At 69.6% G+C, this 18,311-nt stretch carries 17 protein-coding genes; 13 read left to right on the top strand and 4 right to left on the bottom strand.

What is annotated here, in order from left to right:
- Nucleotides 1-2: 2 nt before the first annotated feature.
- On the bottom strand, nucleotides 3-1,112 hold the full coding sequence (locus tag IEX91_RS03955; RefSeq protein ID WP_188877233.1) for an AI-2E family transporter: 1,110 nt from the start codon (nucleotides 1,110-1,112) through the stop codon (nucleotides 3-5).
- Between the two features lie 232 nt (nucleotides 1,113-1,344).
- On the opposite strand from IEX91_RS03955, the gene IEX91_RS03950 reads away from it, so the two are divergent.
- The 9 genes from IEX91_RS03950 (at nucleotide 1,345) to IEX91_RS03910 (ending at nucleotide 11,199) form a co-directional block, all read left to right on the top strand.
- Complete coding sequence (locus tag IEX91_RS03950) at nucleotides 1,345-1,872, top strand: hypothetical protein (RefSeq protein ID WP_188877231.1); 528 nt, start codon at nucleotides 1,345-1,347, stop codon at nucleotides 1,870-1,872.
- An 18-nt stretch (nucleotides 1,873-1,890) separates the two neighbouring features.
- A complete protein-coding gene (locus IEX91_RS03945; RefSeq protein WP_188877229.1) occupies nucleotides 1,891-2,892 on the top strand; it encodes a signal peptidase I in 1,002 nt (333 codons plus the stop codon).
- Nucleotides 2,889-3,380, top strand: coding sequence for a hypothetical protein (locus IEX91_RS03940; RefSeq protein WP_188877228.1), 492 nt, complete (start codon nucleotides 2,889-2,891; stop codon nucleotides 3,378-3,380). Before IEX91_RS03945 ends, IEX91_RS03940 begins: the two co-directional genes overlap by 4 nt.
- A 30-nt stretch (nucleotides 3,381-3,410) precedes the next feature.
- Nucleotides 3,411-4,391: a DUF5305 family protein gene (locus IEX91_RS03935; RefSeq protein ID WP_188877227.1), complete on the top strand. Its 981-nt coding sequence runs from the start codon at nucleotides 3,411-3,413 to the stop codon at nucleotides 4,389-4,391.
- Nucleotides 4,392-4,480: 89 nt separating this feature from the next.
- Nucleotides 4,481-7,471 carry a GAF domain-containing protein gene (locus IEX91_RS03930; RefSeq protein ID WP_188877225.1) on the top strand — a complete coding sequence of 997 codons (2,991 nt, stop codon included), beginning with the start codon at nucleotides 4,481-4,483 and terminating at the stop codon, nucleotides 7,469-7,471.
- Between the two features lie 60 nt (nucleotides 7,472-7,531).
- Nucleotides 7,532-8,176: a class I SAM-dependent methyltransferase gene (locus IEX91_RS03925; RefSeq protein WP_188877223.1), complete on the top strand. Its 645-nt coding sequence runs from the start codon at nucleotides 7,532-7,534 to the stop codon at nucleotides 8,174-8,176.
- Nucleotides 8,177-8,236: 60 nt separating this feature from the next.
- Nucleotides 8,237-8,833, top strand: coding sequence for a thioredoxin family protein (locus IEX91_RS03920; protein ID WP_188877222.1), 597 nt, complete (start codon nucleotides 8,237-8,239; stop codon nucleotides 8,831-8,833).
- Nucleotides 8,834-9,229: 396 nt separating this feature from the next.
- Complete coding sequence (locus IEX91_RS03915; protein WP_188877221.1) at nucleotides 9,230-10,195, top strand: WD40/YVTN/BNR-like repeat-containing protein; 966 nt, start codon at nucleotides 9,230-9,232, stop codon at nucleotides 10,193-10,195.
- Nucleotides 10,196-10,239: 44 nt separating this feature from the next.
- Nucleotides 10,240-11,199 carry an MBL fold metallo-hydrolase gene (locus IEX91_RS03910; protein WP_188877219.1) on the top strand — a complete coding sequence of 320 codons (960 nt, stop codon included), beginning with the start codon at nucleotides 10,240-10,242 and terminating at the stop codon, nucleotides 11,197-11,199.
- 13 nt (nucleotides 11,200-11,212) lie between these two features.
- Here IEX91_RS03910 and IEX91_RS03905 read toward each other — a convergent pair whose 3' ends face one another.
- A complete protein-coding gene (locus tag IEX91_RS03905) occupies nucleotides 11,213-12,697 on the bottom strand; it encodes a sodium:solute symporter family protein (protein ID WP_188877218.1) in 1,485 nt (494 codons plus the stop codon).
- Nucleotides 12,694-12,978, bottom strand: coding sequence for a hypothetical protein (locus IEX91_RS03900; RefSeq protein WP_188877217.1), 285 nt, complete (start codon nucleotides 12,976-12,978; stop codon nucleotides 12,694-12,696). The genes IEX91_RS03905 and IEX91_RS03900 overlap by 4 nt, the downstream gene beginning before the upstream one ends.
- Before the next feature lie 296 nt (nucleotides 12,979-13,274).
- Here IEX91_RS03900 and IEX91_RS03895 point away from each other — a divergent pair, with 296 nt between their 5' ends.
- Nucleotides 13,275-14,153, top strand: coding sequence for a fumarylacetoacetate hydrolase family protein (locus IEX91_RS03895; protein WP_188877216.1), 879 nt, complete (start codon nucleotides 13,275-13,277; stop codon nucleotides 14,151-14,153).
- 69 nt (nucleotides 14,154-14,222) lie between these two features.
- On the opposite strand, the gene IEX91_RS03890 is transcribed toward IEX91_RS03895, so the two are convergent.
- Entirely contained in the window at nucleotides 14,223-15,809 is a 1,587-nt protein-coding gene (locus IEX91_RS03890; protein WP_188877214.1) for a class I adenylate-forming enzyme family protein, read from the bottom strand.
- A 320-nt stretch (nucleotides 15,810-16,129) separates the two neighbouring features.
- Here IEX91_RS03890 and IEX91_RS03885 point away from each other — a divergent pair, with 320 nt between their 5' ends.
- From IEX91_RS03885 to IEX91_RS03875, 3 genes are all read left to right on the top strand, one after another.
- Nucleotides 16,130-16,897, top strand: a complete 768-nt coding sequence (locus tag IEX91_RS03885; RefSeq protein WP_188877213.1) for an IclR family transcriptional regulator — start codon at nucleotides 16,130-16,132, stop codon at nucleotides 16,895-16,897.
- Nucleotides 16,898-16,964: 67 nt separating this feature from the next.
- Nucleotides 16,965-17,141: a hypothetical protein gene (locus IEX91_RS03880; RefSeq protein ID WP_188877212.1), complete on the top strand. Its 177-nt coding sequence runs from the start codon at nucleotides 16,965-16,967 to the stop codon at nucleotides 17,139-17,141.
- Nucleotides 17,142-17,207: 66 nt separating this feature from the next.
- Entirely contained in the window at nucleotides 17,208-18,302 is a 1,095-nt protein-coding gene (locus IEX91_RS03875) for a cupin domain-containing protein (RefSeq protein WP_188877210.1), read from the top strand.
- The last annotated feature ends 9 nt before the right edge of the window (nucleotides 18,303-18,311 follow it).

The following is an 18,311-nucleotide window of genomic DNA, read 5'->3' as shown; positions in this document are numbered from 1 at the left end:
CCTCAGAAGTCGTCGAGGCGGCGCTGCGAGTCGGAGAGCGAGTCGTCGTCGGCGTCGATCGGGTCGACGCCGAGGAGCCGCGGGAGGGCGGTGTCGGCGAACGTCAGCCCGACGACGAGCAGGATCGGTGCGAGGAAGAGCCCGTAGAACCCGAGGACGACCGGTCCGAGGGTGTACGCGAGCATCAAGAGCCCGACGTGCGTGTTCTCGCCGCTGAGGATCGGGCGGAGCACGATGTCGGGGATCGTGTCCACGACGACGACGGCGACGACGAGGAAGCCGACGACGTAGACGAGCAGGTCGGTCCGGCCCGTGAGCGCGACCGGGATCGCGGTGATCGCCGCGAGCGGGAGGTAGACGAGCTTCATCCCCACGACGGGAACGAGGCTCGCCAGGCCGGTGAGCGCGCCGGCGAGCGCCGGATACGGCACCTCGACGGCCTCGGGCGCGACGAAGTTGTAGAGGGTGAACGACGCGATGGCGATGAGCGCCACCGCGATGACGTTCAGGAGGTTCCCGAAGAGGACGGCTTCGAGTTCGACGTCCGTCGCCTCCAGGTAGTCCCGGACGATGGCGTCGTCGTCGAAGCGCAACAGCCACTCGCGGAGGCGTCCGCCGTCGATGAGCAGGTAGTAGGTGACGATGATGATGACGAACAGATCGAGGAACAACTCCGAGAGGAGTCCCGTGAGGAAGGCCGCGTGGTCGGTCGCGAAGGTGATGAACGGGCTGAGCTGGCCGGACTGGTAGGCGGTGTAGAGGCCGTCGATGGTGAGCGGCGGGAGGGTGCCGATCCCCTCGAACCACGGGAGGCGCGCCGCGGCGACGTCGAGGAGGGCGTACTCCATGATGAACGAGCGGGCGTCGACGACGAGGAGGACGACCGCGTAGCCGATCAGCAGGACGAGCGGGACGGCCAGCGACGCGAGGACGATCGCCGCGCGCGCCCGAGAGGGGAGGTGGAGGCGTTTGAGCGATTTGTGGTAGCGCCGCGTCGAGTAGTAGAGGAAGACCGAAACGGTCAGCGGCGCGATGAACCGGTACGCGAGGAAGGCCAGGGCGGCGGCGACGAGGACGCCGAAACAGGCGACCACGAGTCGCTTCTCGTTCATGCACGCCCGTCTCGTGCGCGCGTAGTAAAGCGTGGGGCCTAGCGTGCCCGTCGGCCGCCGCGACGGCGTCTCACCGGACTCGAAGGCGCGCCCGTTGGCGCGACCGAGACCCGCGTCGCCGCCGGTCGCCCCGCCGCCCTCCCGCGAACCTCGCATAGTAGGTTCCGCGCGCGGGGTGGGTAAGTGAATAGACGACGGTCTTTCTGGCCGGTGGGTACTCTCTTCGTTCGTCATGCGACTCAAACTCGCCGCCATCGCACTCGGAATCGTCGTCGTCGCCTCCGCCTTCGGGGCGAGCGCGTTCACCACCGCGACCGTGGACCGTGACGCCAGCCTCAACGTCGCCACGGACAGCGGCGGTCTCGTCGGCCTGCAGGCCGGGGACTCCAGCCTCGTCACGACGAGCAGCGACCAGCTCGCCATCGACGTCACGACCGGTACCGCCACGGGCATCAACCCGGACTCGACGCTGACCATCGGGAACGCGACCTCGCCGGCGTTCACCATCACGAACAACTTCGGGAACGCCCACACGTTCAACGTCACGTACGACATGAACTCCGACCCGGACACGAACACGGACAACGTGCAGTTCGAGCTCATCAACAACTCTGGGGGCACCGTCGCCACCGTGAGCGAGGACACTAGCTACGAGGGCGAACTCGCCGCGGAAGAGACGCTCGACGTCGTCGTCACCGTCGACTCGACCGGCCAGACGAGCAACGATTCCCTCACCGGGACGCTGAACGTCACGGCCTAAACGCCCTCACCCGTTTTCGTGCTCCGCACCGTCTCCCTCGCCGCGTTCCTCGTCGTCGCCGCGCTCGTCGCCGCGCCGGCCGGATCGCCGGTGCAGGTGTCCTACGTCTACTCGGACAGCATGAGTCCGACGCTCGGCATCGGCGACGGTTACGTGCTCGTGCCCGCCGGCGACGTCGACTCCGGCGACGTCGTGACGTTCTGGAGCGAGACGCGCGGAGCCTACACGACCCACCGCGTCGTCGCCGAAACCGCCGACGGCTTCCGAACGAAGGGCGACAACAACCCCGTCGCCGATCAGGCCGCCGGCTATCCGCCGGTCCCGCGCGACGCCGTCATCGGCCGCGTGCTGACGTGGAACGATGCGCCCGTCGTCATTCCGCACCTCGGGCGCGCCGTCCGCTTCGTCCACGAGCACGTCGCGCTCCTCGCCGGCCTCGTCGGCCTCGCCGCGCTCCTCGGCCGCGGCCGCGCGACAGGTCGCCCGTCACGACCCGCGAGTGCCCGCTCGGTCCTCGTCCCGCTCCTCTTCGCCGCGGTAGTCGGGACGGCCGGAGTCGTCGCGCTCGGCGGCGTGACGCACGCGGAGACGGTCCTCGCCGTCGAGAACCCGACCGGCACCGGGTCGATCCCGACCGTCGCCACCGGATCGTCGCACGCGCTGAACTACACCGTCGCCGTCCCGTCGCGGCCGTGGACCGACCGCGTCGTCCACACCGCGGGCCTGCGCGACGTCGCCGTCTCCCGGAACGCCACCGCACTGACGGTCTCCGGGCGGATCCGCGCCCCGACCGATCCCGGCGCGGTGCCCGTCGAGGTCGCGGTCCGGCGCTACCCTGCCGTGCTCCCGCACTCGCTCCTCGCCCGCCTCGACGCCATCGAACCGCTGCTCGCCGCCGCCCTCTCCGCGGCCCTCGCCTTCTCGCCCGCCATCGCGCTCGCGGCGTTGATCGACGGCCGCGAACGCCTCCGCGGGTCGCGATCGCGCTGGTGGCGCCTCCTCACGGAGGGGTTCGAGTGAGCCGGCACCGAACCCGCTCGCGCGGCCCCGCCGGTCGCGCCTTCACCGCCGCGCTCGCCATCGCCGTGGTCGTCGCCATCGCTCTCGGCGGCGCGGGGACCGGCGCGTTCGCCACCTCCGCCGTCGACCGCGACTCCGCGCTCCCCGTCGCCGCCGACGAGAGCGGCGTCGTCGGCCTCGACGTGAGTGCGTCCGTGGCGGCGAACGACACGACCCGCCTCGTCACCGTCACGAACTCCCTCGACGCGCCCGCGAGCGCGACCGTCTCGCTCCACGAGAGCGCGCGCGACGACGCCGACCTCGTCGTCGACGGCTCCATCGTCGGCGACTCGGCGACGGTCTCCCTCTCGTCCGGCGCGAGCGAGACCGTGGACGTCCGCGTCGCCTCGAACACGACGCTCGACGCGCTCGCCTTCGACGTCAGCGCGACCGGCGAGCGCGGCGTCACCGTCTCGGCACCCGACCGCTCCGCGACGATTACCACCTGACACACCGTGCTCCCACCCCGACTCAGATACGTGCTCGCCAAGCGCGGCCCGGCCGTCGCGCTCGCCCTCGCCATGCTCGCGCTCGCGGCGTTCGGCGCGGCCGCGTGGACGACCGCCCATCCCCCGACGACCACCGTCACCGATCGCGCGAACGTCCAGCACGTCGCACTCGACACGTCCGGGCGCGCGACCGTGACCGGCGACGGCGCGCTCCACGACCCGGGGACGGTCCTCGAAAACCCCGTCGTCTACCCGCGCGCCGCGCCCGATCTCGTCTTCACGGCGCGGACAGGGAGCGCGAACGCGTCGTTCGCGCGCGTCACGCAGAACGTCACGCTCGTCTACACGGCGACGCGGGACGACGAGACGTTCTGGACGCGCACCGTGCCGCTCGGGTCGAACGCGACGACGGACGCCGCGAACGTCACCACGACCGCGCGGATCGACACCGAGCGCGTCCGCGGACGCCTCGCCGCCTACCGGGCGGCCGCGGGCGACGCCGGGAGCGTCGACGTCGCCGTCAGGACCACGGCTACCTACCGCGTCGCGGGCTACGCGGACTCGCTCTCGGCGAGCGCGCCACTCGCGTTCGGCGACGCGTGGTACGACGTCGAGACCGCCACGGACACCCGACGCCACGATCGGTCGGTCGAGCGAACCGTCGCGGTGCCCGGGAGCTCCCCCGTGCCGCCGTGGGCGCTCGCCGGCGTCGGCGGACTCCTCGCGCTCGCGGCCCTCCTCGTCGCCGCGTGGTATCGCGCGTGGCGGCCCGCGCTCCCGCGTCTCGCCGAGGCCGTCCACCGACACCGCCACGACGAGTGGATCTCGACCGGCCGCGTCCCCGACCCCGGCGACGCGCTCGTCGTCGAGACGGCGACGCTCGAAGACCTCGTCGACGTCGGGATCGACGCGGGCGCGCGCGTCATCCACGACCCCGAGCGCGGTCGGTACGTGGTCGTCACGCCCGCCGCGCACTACCGGTACGACGCGCGCGTCGACGACGACGCGTGACTCACCGCTCGAAGCGGGACCGACCGATAGAAGGCCGCGGCCCGAACAATACGGTCTGGATGACGGACGTGTCCCCGACCCGCCTGATAGTGGTCGACGACGACGAGGCCTACCTCGACCTCCTCGAAACGGCGCTCGAACGGACCGACACGCCGCTCGACGTCACGGCGACGACCGACCCGGCGCGCGTGCTCGACGCCGTCGAGGCCGGAACGGTCGACTGCGTCGTGAGCGACTACGAGATGCCGGCGTCGAGCGGCCTCGAACTCCTCGACGCCGTCCGCGAACTCGACGAACGCCTCCCCTTCGTCCTCCTCACGGGCGTCGGGAGCGAGCGCGTCGCGAGCGAGGCCATCGACGCCGACGTCACCAGCTACCTCTCGAAGCACGCCGAGGAGTCCATCGCGGCGCTCGCCGAGCGCGTCGCCGAGACCGCGACCGACGCCGTCCGCGCGTACTACCGGCGGCGCGCCCTCGACGACCACCTCGCGTTCGTCGAATCCGTCCTCGGCGCGCTCGACGACGTCGTCTACGTCGTCGACACGTCGGGGACGCCGCTCTACTGGAGCGACGCGCTGCGCGACGTCACCGGCTACGCTGACGACGATCTCTCGCACCTCACGGTGTACGACATCGTTCCCGAGGGAGAACACGAGACGCTGACGGCCGCCCTCGACACGGTCCGGGGCGGCGCGTCAGTCACCGTCCGCCTCCCGCTCGCCCCGCGCGACGGCGACCCCGTACCCTTCGAACTCAGCGCCGCACCCCTCTACGGCGACGACGGCGACGTCGTCGGGATCGCCGGGATCGGCCGCGACCTCACGGAGCGCGAGCGCTACGAGCGCGGCCTCGAAGGCCTCCAGCGGACGACGAGTCGCCTCCTCGATGCGGACGACCCGGACGCCGTCGCCGCCGCCGTGACCGAGGCCGCCGAGTACGTCGCTCCGGACGCTTACGGCGTCGTCTACCGACACGATCCCGCGAACGCGACGCTCGTGCCGGCGGCCGCCACCCACGGCGTCGAGGACGAGGACTTCACCTACGACGTCGCGGAAGACGCTCCGGTGCCGCGCGCGTACCGCTCGGGCGACCCGGAACGCGTTCCGACCGCGAGCATCGACGACGACCGGGATCGGGGGCCCGTCGACAGCGTCGCGGCTTTCCCGATCGGTGACCACGGCGTCCTCGTCTTCGGCTTCGACGAGACCGACGACGACGACGCGGCGCGCGCGTGGACGCTCGCCGGCATCCTCGCCGCGAACGCGACCGCCGCCCTCGACCGCCTCGATCGGACCGCGGCCCTCCGCGACCGCGAACACGTGCTCGCCACGCTCCACGCCCGCTCGGCCGAGCTGGCGCGCGCGACAGATCCCGACGCCGTCGCGGAGACCATCGTCGACGCCGCCGGGGGCGCCGTCAACGCCCCCGGGTTCGCGGTCTACCGCTGGGAGGACGCGGCGGGTCGACTCGTCCCCTCGGCCGTCACGGGCGACGTCGACCCCCGCGTCGTGGACGCGACCGCGGACGGCTGGCTCGTCTGGGAGGCGTTCGTCGAGGGTGAGACGACGGTCGCCGCCGACCTCGCGGACGACCCCTCGCGGGCACCGTGGCCGGGCGCGCGGAGTGCCGTCGCGGCCCCGCTCGGCGAGCACGGCGTCTTCGTCGCCGCCTCGCCGACCCCGGACGCCTTCGACGACCGCGACGTCGAGTTCGTCGACCTCATCGTGACGTACGCGACGAGCTCGCTCGAACGCGCCGCCCGCGAGGCCCGCCTCCGGGAGACCGAAGACGAACTCCGCGAGCGCAACGCCGAACTCCAGCGCCTCAACCGTCTCAACCGGGTGATACGCGATATCACGGGCGCGCTCGTCGACGCCGAGTCGCGCGGCGGCGTCACGCACGCCGTCTGCGAGAACCTCGCCGCCGACGACCGCTACGCGCTCGCGTGGATCGGCCGCCGCGAGGGCGGCGAGACCCACGTCGAGGCGTGGGCGGGCGCCGGCGAGTCGTTCCTCGACCACGTCGTCGAACTCGGCACCGAACATCCGCTCGCGGCGACGCGCGCGCGAGACGACACGGAGGCGAGAGCGAGCGCCGGTGTCGAGGGACGGGGGAGTGCAGCGGGCACGGAGTCGGGATCGGTGGGTGGAACGGGATCGCAGCGCGGCGACCGCGTAACCGTCGTCGACGACGTGCTGCGCGATCCCGCGTTCGCGGGTCTGCGCGACGAGGCGATGCGCCGCGGCTTCCGGAGCGCGATCCGCCTCCCGCTTCGCCACCGCGATCGGTGCCACGGCTTCCTCGAACTCTACGCGCGCGTCCCCGGTGCGTTCGGGAGCGAGGAGCGCGACGTCCTCGCCGAACTCGCCGCGCACATCGCGGACGCGCTCGGCGCCGTCGAGCGCACCGAGACCCTCCTCTCCGGGCGATCGCTCGAACTTCGCTTCTCGCTGGCCGCGACCGACGACCCGCTCTTCGCGCTCGCGGAGCGGGCGGGGCGCGCGATCGACGTGACGTCCATCGCCCCGCACGACGGCGGGTGGCTCCTCCACGCGGCGGTCGCGGGCGAACCGACGCAGCTCGTCGAGGCCGCATCGGGACGCGTCGCCGTCACCGACGCCGAGGTCGTTCGCGCGGACGAGGACGGGTCGATGCTCGCCGTCGTCGTCTCCGACTCACCGGTCCTCAGCGCCTTCGCGGACCGCGACGCGACGATCCGCCACCTCCGCGCGACGCCCACCGGGGGGACGATCACGGTCGCGGTCAGCCCCGCGACGGACGTCCGGGCGTTCGCGGACGCGATCCGCGAGCGCCTCCCGAGCGCGGACCTCAGCCGCCGCGCGCCCGCGGGAGACACCGCGGCGAACGCTCTCCGCCACGACCTCTCGGAGATCCTGACGGACAAACAGTTCCAGGCGCTCCGGACGGCGTACGCCCGCGGCTACTTCGAGTGGCCGCGCGAGACGACGGGCGAGGTCGTCGCGGACGACCTCGGCGTCGCCGGGCCGACTTTCCACCAACACCTGCGCAAGGCGCTCGGGCGTCTCCTCGACGACGCCCTCGGAACGCCACCGCGCTGAGACGCGCATCGCGCGCGTTCCGATCGCGGGGCCTTTCACGGCCCGGCGTCTTCCCGGTGTATGAACCCCGAGGACCCCGAGACCCCCGAGGACCCAGCGGACGTCCGCGCGGACTGGGCGGAGCGCGAGGGCGAGTTCTCGCCGACCTACTACGCGCATCTCGGGCCGAACGAGGTGAGCGAGACGATCCGCGACGCCCTCGATCACTACGTCTCGACGGACGCGGCGATCCTCGAAGTCGGCTGTAGCTCCGGTCGCCACCTCGAACACCTCCGCCGCGGCGGCTACGAGAACCTCACCGGCATCGACCTCAACGACGAGGCCTTCGACGTGATGGCCGAGGAGTTCCCCGCCCTCGCCGAGACCGGATCGTTCCGCACCGGCGCCATCGAGGACGTCGTTCCCGAGTTCGACGACGACGCCTTCGACGTCGTCTACTCCGTCGAGACGCTCCAACACGTCCACCCGGACGACGCGTGGGTCTTCGAGGACCTCGCTCGCGTCACGTCCGATCTGCTCGTCACCGCCGAGAACGAGGGCAACGGCCCCCAGCGGGGCCGCGACGGCCGCGAGGTGAGTTACGTCAACGACGACTTCCCGCTCTACCACCGGGATTGGAAGGCGATCTTCGGCGATCTCGGACTCGCACAACTGCTGTGCGAACCAACGAAGCGCGACACGATCCGCGTCTTCCGCGCGCCCTGACGGATCGGCGGCGATCGAGGCGGGCGTGCGTTTTTTCGCCGCGCGCGCCGACGGGTCGGTATGGCCGGCGAATCCACGCGCGTGCTCGAACGCGGCGACGACGCCCCGGCGTTCTCCCTCCCGGGCGTCGACGGCGAGACGTACGACCTCGACGACTTCGCGGACGCCGAGGCGCTCCTCGTCGTCTTCACCTGCAACCACTGCCCGTACGCGCGGGCGAAACACCCCGCGCTGAACGCCATCGCGGCCGACTACGACGACGTCGCGGTCGTCGGGATCAACCCGAACGACGCCGACGCCTACCCCGCCGACTCCGTCGACGGCATGCGCGAGGAGGTCGAGTCGGGCCGGATCGCCTACGACGCCTACCTCCGCGACGAGTCGCAGGACGTCGCGGCGGCCTACGGCGCGGTCTGCACGCCGGACCCCTTCCTCTTCGCGCGCCGCGGCGACGCCTTCGAACTCGTCTACCACGGTCGGCTCGACGACGCACTCACCCCCGACGCGGACCCGTCCGGCGAACCCGGCTTCGAGATGCGACAGATCATCGACGACGTCCTCGCTGGCGAGGCCGTCGACGCCGGCTTCCGGCCGTCGCGCGGCTGCACGATCAAGTGGCGCGAGGGGAACGAACCCGACTACTGGGAGGCGCTCTGAGCGACGCCTCGACCCCAGACCTGTCGACAGCGAACTATTGACGAGAAGGTGATGATTGGGGTGGAGAAATCGACCTCGAAGCGCGCGTCCGTCGTATCGGCTATCACCTCTGGCGTACCGGAACCTCGACGGCGGTGGCCGGCACTACGATTTCCCCCTCGATACGACGTCGACGCCGCGGCCGTCGATATTTGTCGAGCATCTATCTGCCTTCTCGTTCAGTCGGGCGGCCGACATCGATCGGCGGCGCCAGCGACGTGCGGCGCCCGGCCGCGGGTGTGGGCGCCGGCGACGCGAGCCGACCTGCTCTGGTCTCGGCACGCCGTACTTAATTACGCTCGGTACGAAACGAATCGAAGCTTTATCGGGCTCGTGACGTCACCGTCCGGACGGGACATGTCGTCTGAGACATCGCACATCACGCGGCGAACCATCCTCCAAGCGACCGGCGCCGCGCTCGCCGGGCTCTCGGCGGCGGGTGCCGCGAGCGCCCGCGACACGCCGTGGACCGTGGCGGAGACGCCGACCGATCGAACGCTCTACGACGTCGCGTACACCGACGCCGGGGCTCACGCCGTCGGCGGCGCCGGGACCCTCCTGTCGCGGACGGCGACGGGGTGGCAGCGGGTCCTCGACGGGGGACCGACTGGCAACGGGAACGCGCTCTACGGTGCCGACGTGACCGACGACGGGAAGCGACTCTGGTTCGTCGGCGCGTCCGGCGCGATCGGGGAGTACGACGTCACGACGGGTTCCCTCCGTGACCATTCGGCCCCGATGGACGTGACGAACAACTTCAACGACGTCGCTGTCACCGGCGACGCCGGCGCCGCGAACGTCTACGTGGCCGGCGACTCGGGGAAGCTCTACTACAGCTTCGAGAACGGCGAATCCGAGACGTGGGAGTACGTCACCCCGGCGAGCGGGTCGAACATCAACGCCGTGGACTTCCACGGCGATCGGCGCGGACACATCGTCGACGGCAACAAGACGGTGCTCCACACCCGCGATGGGGAGACGTGGACGAAGATCGGTCTCGCCGACGCGAACGTCAACTTCTACGGCGTCGACAGCGACGGCCCCGACGACGTCCACGTCTCCGGCGGCGGCGGGATGGTGTTCCACTGGGACGGCGCCGAGTGGACGCCGAGCGACACGGGCGACGCCGACCTGCGCGACGTCGAGGTGAGCGCGGGCGGCGCCGGGCTCACCGTCGGCGGTGGCGGGGCGCTGTACGACCTTACCGACGGGACGTGGCGCCAGCAGTCCACGCCGACGGGCGCGAACCTGAAAGCCGTGACGAGAGGACCGACCGACATCGCCGTCGGCGCCGGGGGTCTCGTCGTCGAGCGCCGGACGTAACGGCACGGAAGGACATATACGTCGACCGGGTGTAGGTGCTCGCGATGACACAGGAGCCGGCGACCGTCACGCGCGTCGAGTTCGACATGGAGTGGCCGCCGGGCCACGTCGCGATGTACGTCCTCGACGGCGCGGAGACGATCCTGTTCGACGGCGGCGTGCCGCCCGAGCGCGTCGACGGGGCGTCGTTCGCGGAGCGCAGCGGCTACGGGCTCGACGAGATCGACCACGTCTTCCTCACGCACCCCCACCCCGATCACATCGGCCACCTGCGTGCGGTCGTGGCGGCCGGCGATCCCGTCGTCCACGCGCCGCTCACCGCGAGCGACCGCCTCAGACGCCCGCCCGAGGTCGTCGCCGAGCGGACGAGTCAGACCATCGCCGCGAGCGGGGCCGACGCGGACACGCAGGCGACGATGCGCGACGAGGAGCGTTCGATCCGCGACCGCATCCGGCGCGATTTCCCCCTCGACGCGGTCGACGACTGGGTCGTGGACGATCAGCGTCTCACCGTCGGCGATCGGGCCGTCGACGCCGTCTGGACGCCGGGCCACCAGGCCGATCACCTCTGCTACGTCACCGACGTGGGCGGCGAACGCGTGGCCTTCTCGGGCGACATCGCCATTGAGCCGTTCCGCCCCGCGCTCCTCAACGACCGTCTCGACCTCGAACGCCATCGCGCGGTCGCGGACTACCGCCGCTCGCTCGACCGACTCGACGGCCTGACGATCGATCGCGTTTATCCCGGTCACGGTCCGATCCACGAGGCGTTCGAGGCGACCCTCGAACGCGACCGTGGAAGCCTCGAACGCCGTCTCGCGGGCGTTCGAGACGTCCTCGCCGACGGTCCGGCGACCGCCGTCGACGTCGCGGACGCCGTCGTCGGCGACCACGACCTCGTCTATCTCTTCCCCGAGGTCCTCGCCGCGCTCTGCGATCTCGTCAACCGCGGGGTCGCCGTCCGCGAGGACGGACCGAACGGGGAGCGCTACCGCCTCGTCTGACGCCCGTCCGGTCTCACCACTCCCCCTCGAAGAGCGTTCGGTACTGATCCACGCGCTCGTCGTCCGGTGGAGCGGTGACGAGGGCGACCGCGACCATGACGACGGCCTGTGCGACGAGCACGGGGATGACGGGGAGGAACCCGACCGTGAGGCTACCCGGGAGGACCCCGAGGTGGAACGCCCAGAGACCGACGAAGCCGAGGACGAGCCCCGTACCGCTCGCGGCTTCGGTCACCCGCTCGGAGTAGAACCCGCTCACGATCGGGAGGAAGGTGAGCGCGTAGCCGCTGAACGCGAAGATCGTCGTGTCGATGATGGACTCCTTGGTGAGGAGGGCGGCGACGTACGCGACGGCGAGGATGGCGACGATGAACCCGCGCGTTGCGAACACCTCTGTCCGTTCGTCGATGTCCGTGAACGGACGGAGGACGTCCTCCGTGAGCATCGTCGCGAGCGTGAGCACTTGACCGTCGAGCGTCGACATCAGCGCGGCGAGGATGCCGGCGAGCGCCAGACCGACGAGCCACGTCGGGAAGTTCGCCTGGATGAGCGTCGGCAGGATGAAGTCCGGATTGGCGATGTCGGGGAACTGCCCGAGCCCCCAGAACCCGAGCATCACGGCCGGTCCCCACGAGAGGAGAATGGCGATCGGATAGACGACCGCCGTCCGACGTAGTTGCTTGCTCGATCGGCTCGTCATGTACCGGATGAACAAGTGCGGGAGGATGAACGTCTCGATGGAGACCATCACCGCGACCGAGAGGTAGGTCTTCCACCCGAGCGGTGGGAGTCCGGCGCGGTTCACGAGTGCGGGGTTGACGTCGAGAGTCGCGCGCGTCGCCGCCTCGAACCCACCGAGCTGTTCGGGAATGACGATCGCGAACCCGACGAGCGCGACGACGAAGACCGTCCCCTGAAACGCGTTCGTCCACCCCGTTCCCCGCATCCCACCGGTCGAGACGTACACGAGAACGACGAGCGTCACCGCCAGCCCGCCGAGCCAGTAGGGAACGGCGCCGCTCGTGAGTTGCTCGAAGGCGATACCGCCTCCCTGGATACCGACGAGGAGGTACGGCACCGTCCAGAACGTGAAGACGAGCATCGCCAACACGCCGAGGGTCGAGGACTGGAATCGGTGGTTGAGTACCTGTCCCGGCGTGATGTGGTCGAATCGCTTCCCGACGAGCCACACGCGGTGGCCGATGGTCATCACGAACAGCGGGAATGTGAACACGAAGAGACCGACGAAGTAGCCGTACGCGTTCGGTCCGATGTCGTAGGCGAGGCTCGGCGCACCGATCATCACCACCGCGGACATGTTCGTGGCGAACAGCGCCGCGAGGAGGACGAGCGTCCCGAAGGACCGACTCGCCATGAAGTACTCCTCTCGCGAGTCGCCGGTCTTCCGCGAGGCGTACTGTCCGACGGCGAGGACGATCAGTAAGTAGGAGACGACGATTCCGACGATGAGCGTCGTGTCGCCCGCGATCGCGGTCATTCCATCTCACCTCGGGTTCCGTCGACGACGCCGCTCGTTCCCGACTCCGATTTCGCCGTCCCGTCGGGTGCCATTCGATACACCCCGTAGAGGAGGACGACCGCGAGGACGGTGTACGCGAGGTCGTAGGCGAACTGCATCGGAAGCCACCCGAAGAGCAACCCGGCGTCCAGCAACCCGAACAGCTCCGTGAAATGCAACACGACCATCCCGGCGAGCATGACGAGGACCGCGATACTCCGCCGCGAATCGGGGTACCACACGCTGGTTCGAAAGAGCATACGGTACGCTATCCCACACGCATATACATAATTGTTATTGATTGACGTTTCACTAACCGATTAGTTCGTCGCGGGCAGCGGTGAGAGCCGTCCGAGACGGACCGTCCGTCGCGACCGACGTCGTGACGCCAGCCCACCTCGATCCGATCGTGATGGCCGTCGGTGAGCGGCCGAGTCTCCGTCGGAACGCCGTAGGCGGGCTGACCTACGAGGACGGTTCGCTCCGGACCGAAAGGACACGAACGATCGACACGGACCGACGTGATTTAAGAGGACGCGGGCGAACGTTCGAACGCATGAAGTTCGTCACGTTCGACGGCGACAGACTCGGTGTGGTGAGCGAGAGCGGCGACGGCGTCGTCGACCTCACGGATCGCCTCGGCCTGGAGAGCGAGGAACCGCTCGTCGAGTACATGGAGGGCGATTACGACGCGAGCGAGTACGCCGACGCGGACGCCGACTACGCGCTCGACGAGGTCACCATCGAGGCCCCGATCGACCGGCCGGGGAAGGTCATCGCGGCCCCGCTCAACTACGAGAAGCACATCGAGGAGGCCATCGCCGATCGGGACATCACGACCGACGAGTGGTTCTCCATCGAGGACAAGGGGTACTTCCTGAAGGCCCCCTCCAGCGTCATCGGTGCCGAGGAGAACATCGTCATCCCGTTCAACGACCGCCGGATCGACCACGAGGTCGAACTCGGCTTCGTCATCGGCGAGGCGACGAAGGACGTCGACAGCGACGAGGCGTGGGATCGCATCTTCGGCTACACGATCCTCCTCGACATCTCCGTGCGCGGCGATCAGGACCGCTCGAACCGCAAGTCCTACGATACGTTCACCGTCGTCGGTCCGTACGTCGTCACGCCGGACGAGGTCGGCGACCCGCAGAACCTCGACCTCGAACTCGCGGTCAACGGCGAGGTCAGGCAGTCCGCGAACACGAGCGACATGGTCTACACCTGCGCGGACGTCGTGCAGTACGCCTCCATCGGCGCGACGCTCGACGTCGGGGACGTCATCACGACCGGGACGCCCGAAGGCGTCGGGCCGCTGCGCGACGGCGACACCGTCGACGCCGAGATCGAGAACGTCGGCTCCATGACCGTCGGCGTCGAGGAGCGCGACGTCTCCTTCGCCGACGTCGATGTCGAGAAACACGGCACCGAATAGCGCGTCGAGCGCCGCGCGCGTACCGGAACGAGGACGCGGACCGCGACGAAAAACTGCGACTCGACCGCGTCAGGTCGTGTTCTCGCCCTCGGCCTGTGTGCCGCCGTCGCGGACCGCCGAGAAGTACTTCTCCTCGACCGTCGAGCGCTCCAGCGTCCCCGTGTCCGTTCGCGGGAGTTCGTCCGTCGTGACGACGTAGCGACGCGGGCGCTTGAAGTTCGCGAGCGATCCGTGATCGACGCAGAACTGATCGAGTTCGTCGGCTCCGATGTCGCCGCTCGTGGAGACGACGGCCGCGACGACCTCGCCCCAGTGCTCGTCGTCGAGCCCGACGACGCCGACGTCCTCGACCTCGTCGTGTTCGAGCAGGGTCTGCTCGACCTCTTGAGGATAGACGTTCTCCCCGCCGCTGAGGATCATGTTGTCGACGCGATCGACGATGTAGAGGTAGCCGTCCTCGTCGACGTCCGCGACGTCGTGCGTGCGGAGCCAGCCGTCGACGAACAGGTCCTCCTCGGCCTCGGGGTTGTTGAGGTACCCGTCGCACATCCCGTCACACCGCGCGAGGATCTCGCCCGTGCCGCCGGGCTCGACGACGGCCTCGGGGTCCGGGTCCTCGTCCGGCGGGACGGAGTCGACCACGCGGAGCTCCCACGCGTAGGACTCCTTCCCGACCGTCCCTGTGTGCTCGTCCTGTACCTCGGGGTGGGCGTACGCGAGGTTCGGACCGCCCTCGGTCATCCCGTAGCTGTTGTAGACGTTCTCGGTGAGGTGTTCGGCGGCGCGCTCGACGAGACGCGCACTGACGACGGCGCCGCCGGTCCGGATGTAGTCGAGCGTGTCGATGTCGAGGCCGAGGTCGGCCTGGCGGTCCGCGAGGACGTTGAGCTGGGTCGGGACCGCGAGCATCCCCGTGACGTCGTGTGCGGCGACGAGCTCGAGCGCCTCCTCCGGTTCGAAGGTGGGCTGGATGACGAGCGTCGCGCCGGTGAGGAGGTGGGGGAGGATCCACGCGTCGGCCGTCACCATGTGGTACCACGGCGTCGTCACGAGCGCGACGTCCGTCGGTTCGAGGCTCATCTCCATGACGACCTGCGTCGCGCCGAGCCACATCGACTCCTGATCGAACGACACGGCCTTCGGCCGGCTCGTCGTCCCGCTCGTGTAGAAGACGCCGTACTCGTTCGTGTCCGCGCGCTCGACGACGCGCTCGGTCGCCGCCGCCCCGACGAACTCGTCGTAGGACACGACGCGGCCGCCGGCGAGCGAGGCGTCGCCGGCGTGAATCGCCAGGTCGAGGTCCGCCCGCTCCGCGACGTCGAGCGCCAGATCTGCGTTCGCGTCGTCGAAGAGGAGCGCGCCGACGTCGGCGTCGTCGACCATCCGGACGAGCTCGTCCACTCCGGCGCGGTACGGGAGCTGGACGTTGCCGCGCCCGCGCTTTTGCCCCGCGAGCATCGACACGACCGTCTCGATACCGTTGAGCGCGAGGGTCGCGCACCGCCGCTCGGGGATCCGCTCGTGGACCGCGTTGGCGAGGCCCGTGCTCTCGCGGTCGAGTTCCGCGTACGTCCGCTCCGCGCCGCTCGCCGTGACGAGCGCCGTTTCCCCGCCGTAACACCGCACCGTTCGTTCGAACCCATCGATGTAGTTCATTTTCTTTAGCTATGGTCCTATCCACGACGATTGTACATAATTGTTCGGGTACACGCACAGAGGTCGAATCCGATCGCCGTACCGCGATTGATCGACACCGTCGACCTACGTTCGCTGTGAGGAAACCGTTTCGCCCGATCGTGGGTCCGCCCCGCCGCGCGTCGCGTACGGGATTTACACGGATATGCTCGTAAGACCGGACGGGGTTCCTCGACCTCACGCGCGAGAAGTCGGAATTTCGCTTCGGTATTCGCTCATAGGGAACACAATTTCGGTCGGGCGGCGAAGGTCCTAAATGCCTCCCCCGACCTGTGTTTGGCATGGAATCGAACGAATCGGGGGTCGAGACAGTCGGGTCGGACGAGACGTTGTTCGCCATCGTCGAACAACTACGTGAGCGCGACGGCGCCGGCGTCACCGAACTCGCCGAGAATCTCGGTCTGGCGAAGAGCAGCGTCCACAAGCACCTGCGGACGATGGTCGATCACGGGTACGCGGTCAAGCGCGACGGGACCTATCACGTCGGCTTGGAGTTCTTCCGCGCCGGCGAGTACGCCCGTGATCGATACGACATCTACCGCGCGGCCAAGACCCCCATCGACGACCTCGCCGCCGAAACCGGCGAGATGGCGTGGCTCATCGTCGAGGAGAACGGCCGCGCCATGTACCTCTACGGGTCGCGGGGCGACTCCGAGGTCAGCGTCGAGACCATCGTGGGGACGTGGCGCCTGCTCCACGTCAACTCCGGCGGGAAGGCGATCCTCGCGCACCTCCCCGACGACGAGGTCGATCGGATCATCGATGCGCACGGGCTTCCGGCGCACACGGAGAACACCGTCACCGACCGGGCGGAACTCCACGCGGAGCTCGATCGGATCCGCGAGCGCGGCTACGCCGTCAACCGCAGCGAGGACCTCCACGGGATCCACGCGATCGGGGCTCCCGTTCGCCACGACGGGGCCGTGCGCGGCGCGCTCGCGGTCGCCGGGGCTGCCCGCCGCCTCGCCCGCGACGACCGCGAGGCCGACCTCGCGGAGCGTCTGCTCACCGCGACCGACGACGTCGAAGTCAACCTCGCCTACCGGTAACCCCACGCCGCGCACGGCGGTCCGTCCCGGCGGCACGCTTTTGGTCCTCGGTCTGTCACCACCACCCATGGCGGAGTTCGACAACATCTACAGCGAGTCCGACCCGTTCGTCCGCGCGCACTTCGACTGCCTCGACTGCGGCGGGAAGCTCTGGGAGTACGCCATCCAACGGCGCATGGTCTGTGAGGACTGCGGCGCGCTCTTCGACTCCGACGACGTCTTCGACGCGCAGGTGGAGGCGTAAGTCGACTCGCACCCCGATCCGTCACCGCGCCCCGATCTTTATTATCGATGATGCAATAGATACGGTATGGCCCAGCCGGAGTCACGGGAAGATCCGGAGGATCTCCTCGAGTTGAGCGACGACACGCGGAGCCTCCTCGAAGCGAACGACCTCCGACCGCTGTGGGAGGTCGAGGACGACCTCGGGAACGAGACGGCGGACCTCGAGGCCGACATCTGGAAGTGGGAGGACATCCAGGCCGCGATCGACGGTATCGAGCGCGACGTGCCGATCGCCGACCTCCCGCCGGGGTTCCAGCGCCGCGTCGCCGTCCCCCTCAACACCGGCGGCTACAACAACGCCATCTCGAACACGATCTACGTCGGCGTCCAGACCGTCTCGCCCGGCGAGACCGCGCCGTCGCACCGGCACTCCGCGAACGCCCTCCGCTTCACCATCGACGGGAACGAGGATATGAAGACCGTCGTCGCCGGCGAGGAGTTCCCGATGCGCGACGGCGACCTCATCACGACCCCGCAGTGGGAGTGGCACGATCACGTCAACGACTCCGACGAGACCGCGACGTGGCTCGACGTCCTCGACCTCCCGCTCGTCCTCGACTCGTTGAACACCCGACAGGCCTTCGAGAACCACGAACTCGAACGCCAGCCGGTGACGAAGTCGCAGGGTTACTGGGAGTCCCAGTACGGCCGCGCGCGCCCAACGGAGTCCACCGAGGAGAGCGACATCCCCGGCCCCTTCCGGGGGAACCGCGAGGCGACGCCGCCGTATCGCTTCAGTTGGCAGGACACCGTCCAGACGCTTCGCCAGCGCGCCGAGAACGACGATCCCGACCCTCACGACGGCTACAGCGTCTCCTACGTCAATCCCGCGACCGGGGCCCCGCCGCTCTTTCCGACGATGTCCTTCCGCGCGCAGCTCCTCCAGGCGGAGACCGACCCCCACTTCCACAACACCGTCGACGTCTACTTCGTCATCGAGGGCGAGGGCGTCACCCACATCGACGACGAGGCCTTCGAGTGGAGCGAACGCGACATCTTCGTCGTCCCCCGCGACGCCATCCACCACCACGAGCCGGACGACGAGGCCATTCTCCTCGGCATGACCGACCGGCCGGTCTTCGAGTCGTTCAACCTCTACGCGGAAGCCGAACCGCGCTGACGACCGGCC

The organism is Halarchaeum nitratireducens (assembly GCF_014647155.1).
Classification (GTDB): Archaea; Halobacteriota; Halobacteria; order Halobacteriales; family Halobacteriaceae; genus Halarchaeum; species Halarchaeum nitratireducens.
This window is presented reverse-complemented; position numbering and strand designations above follow the sequence as displayed.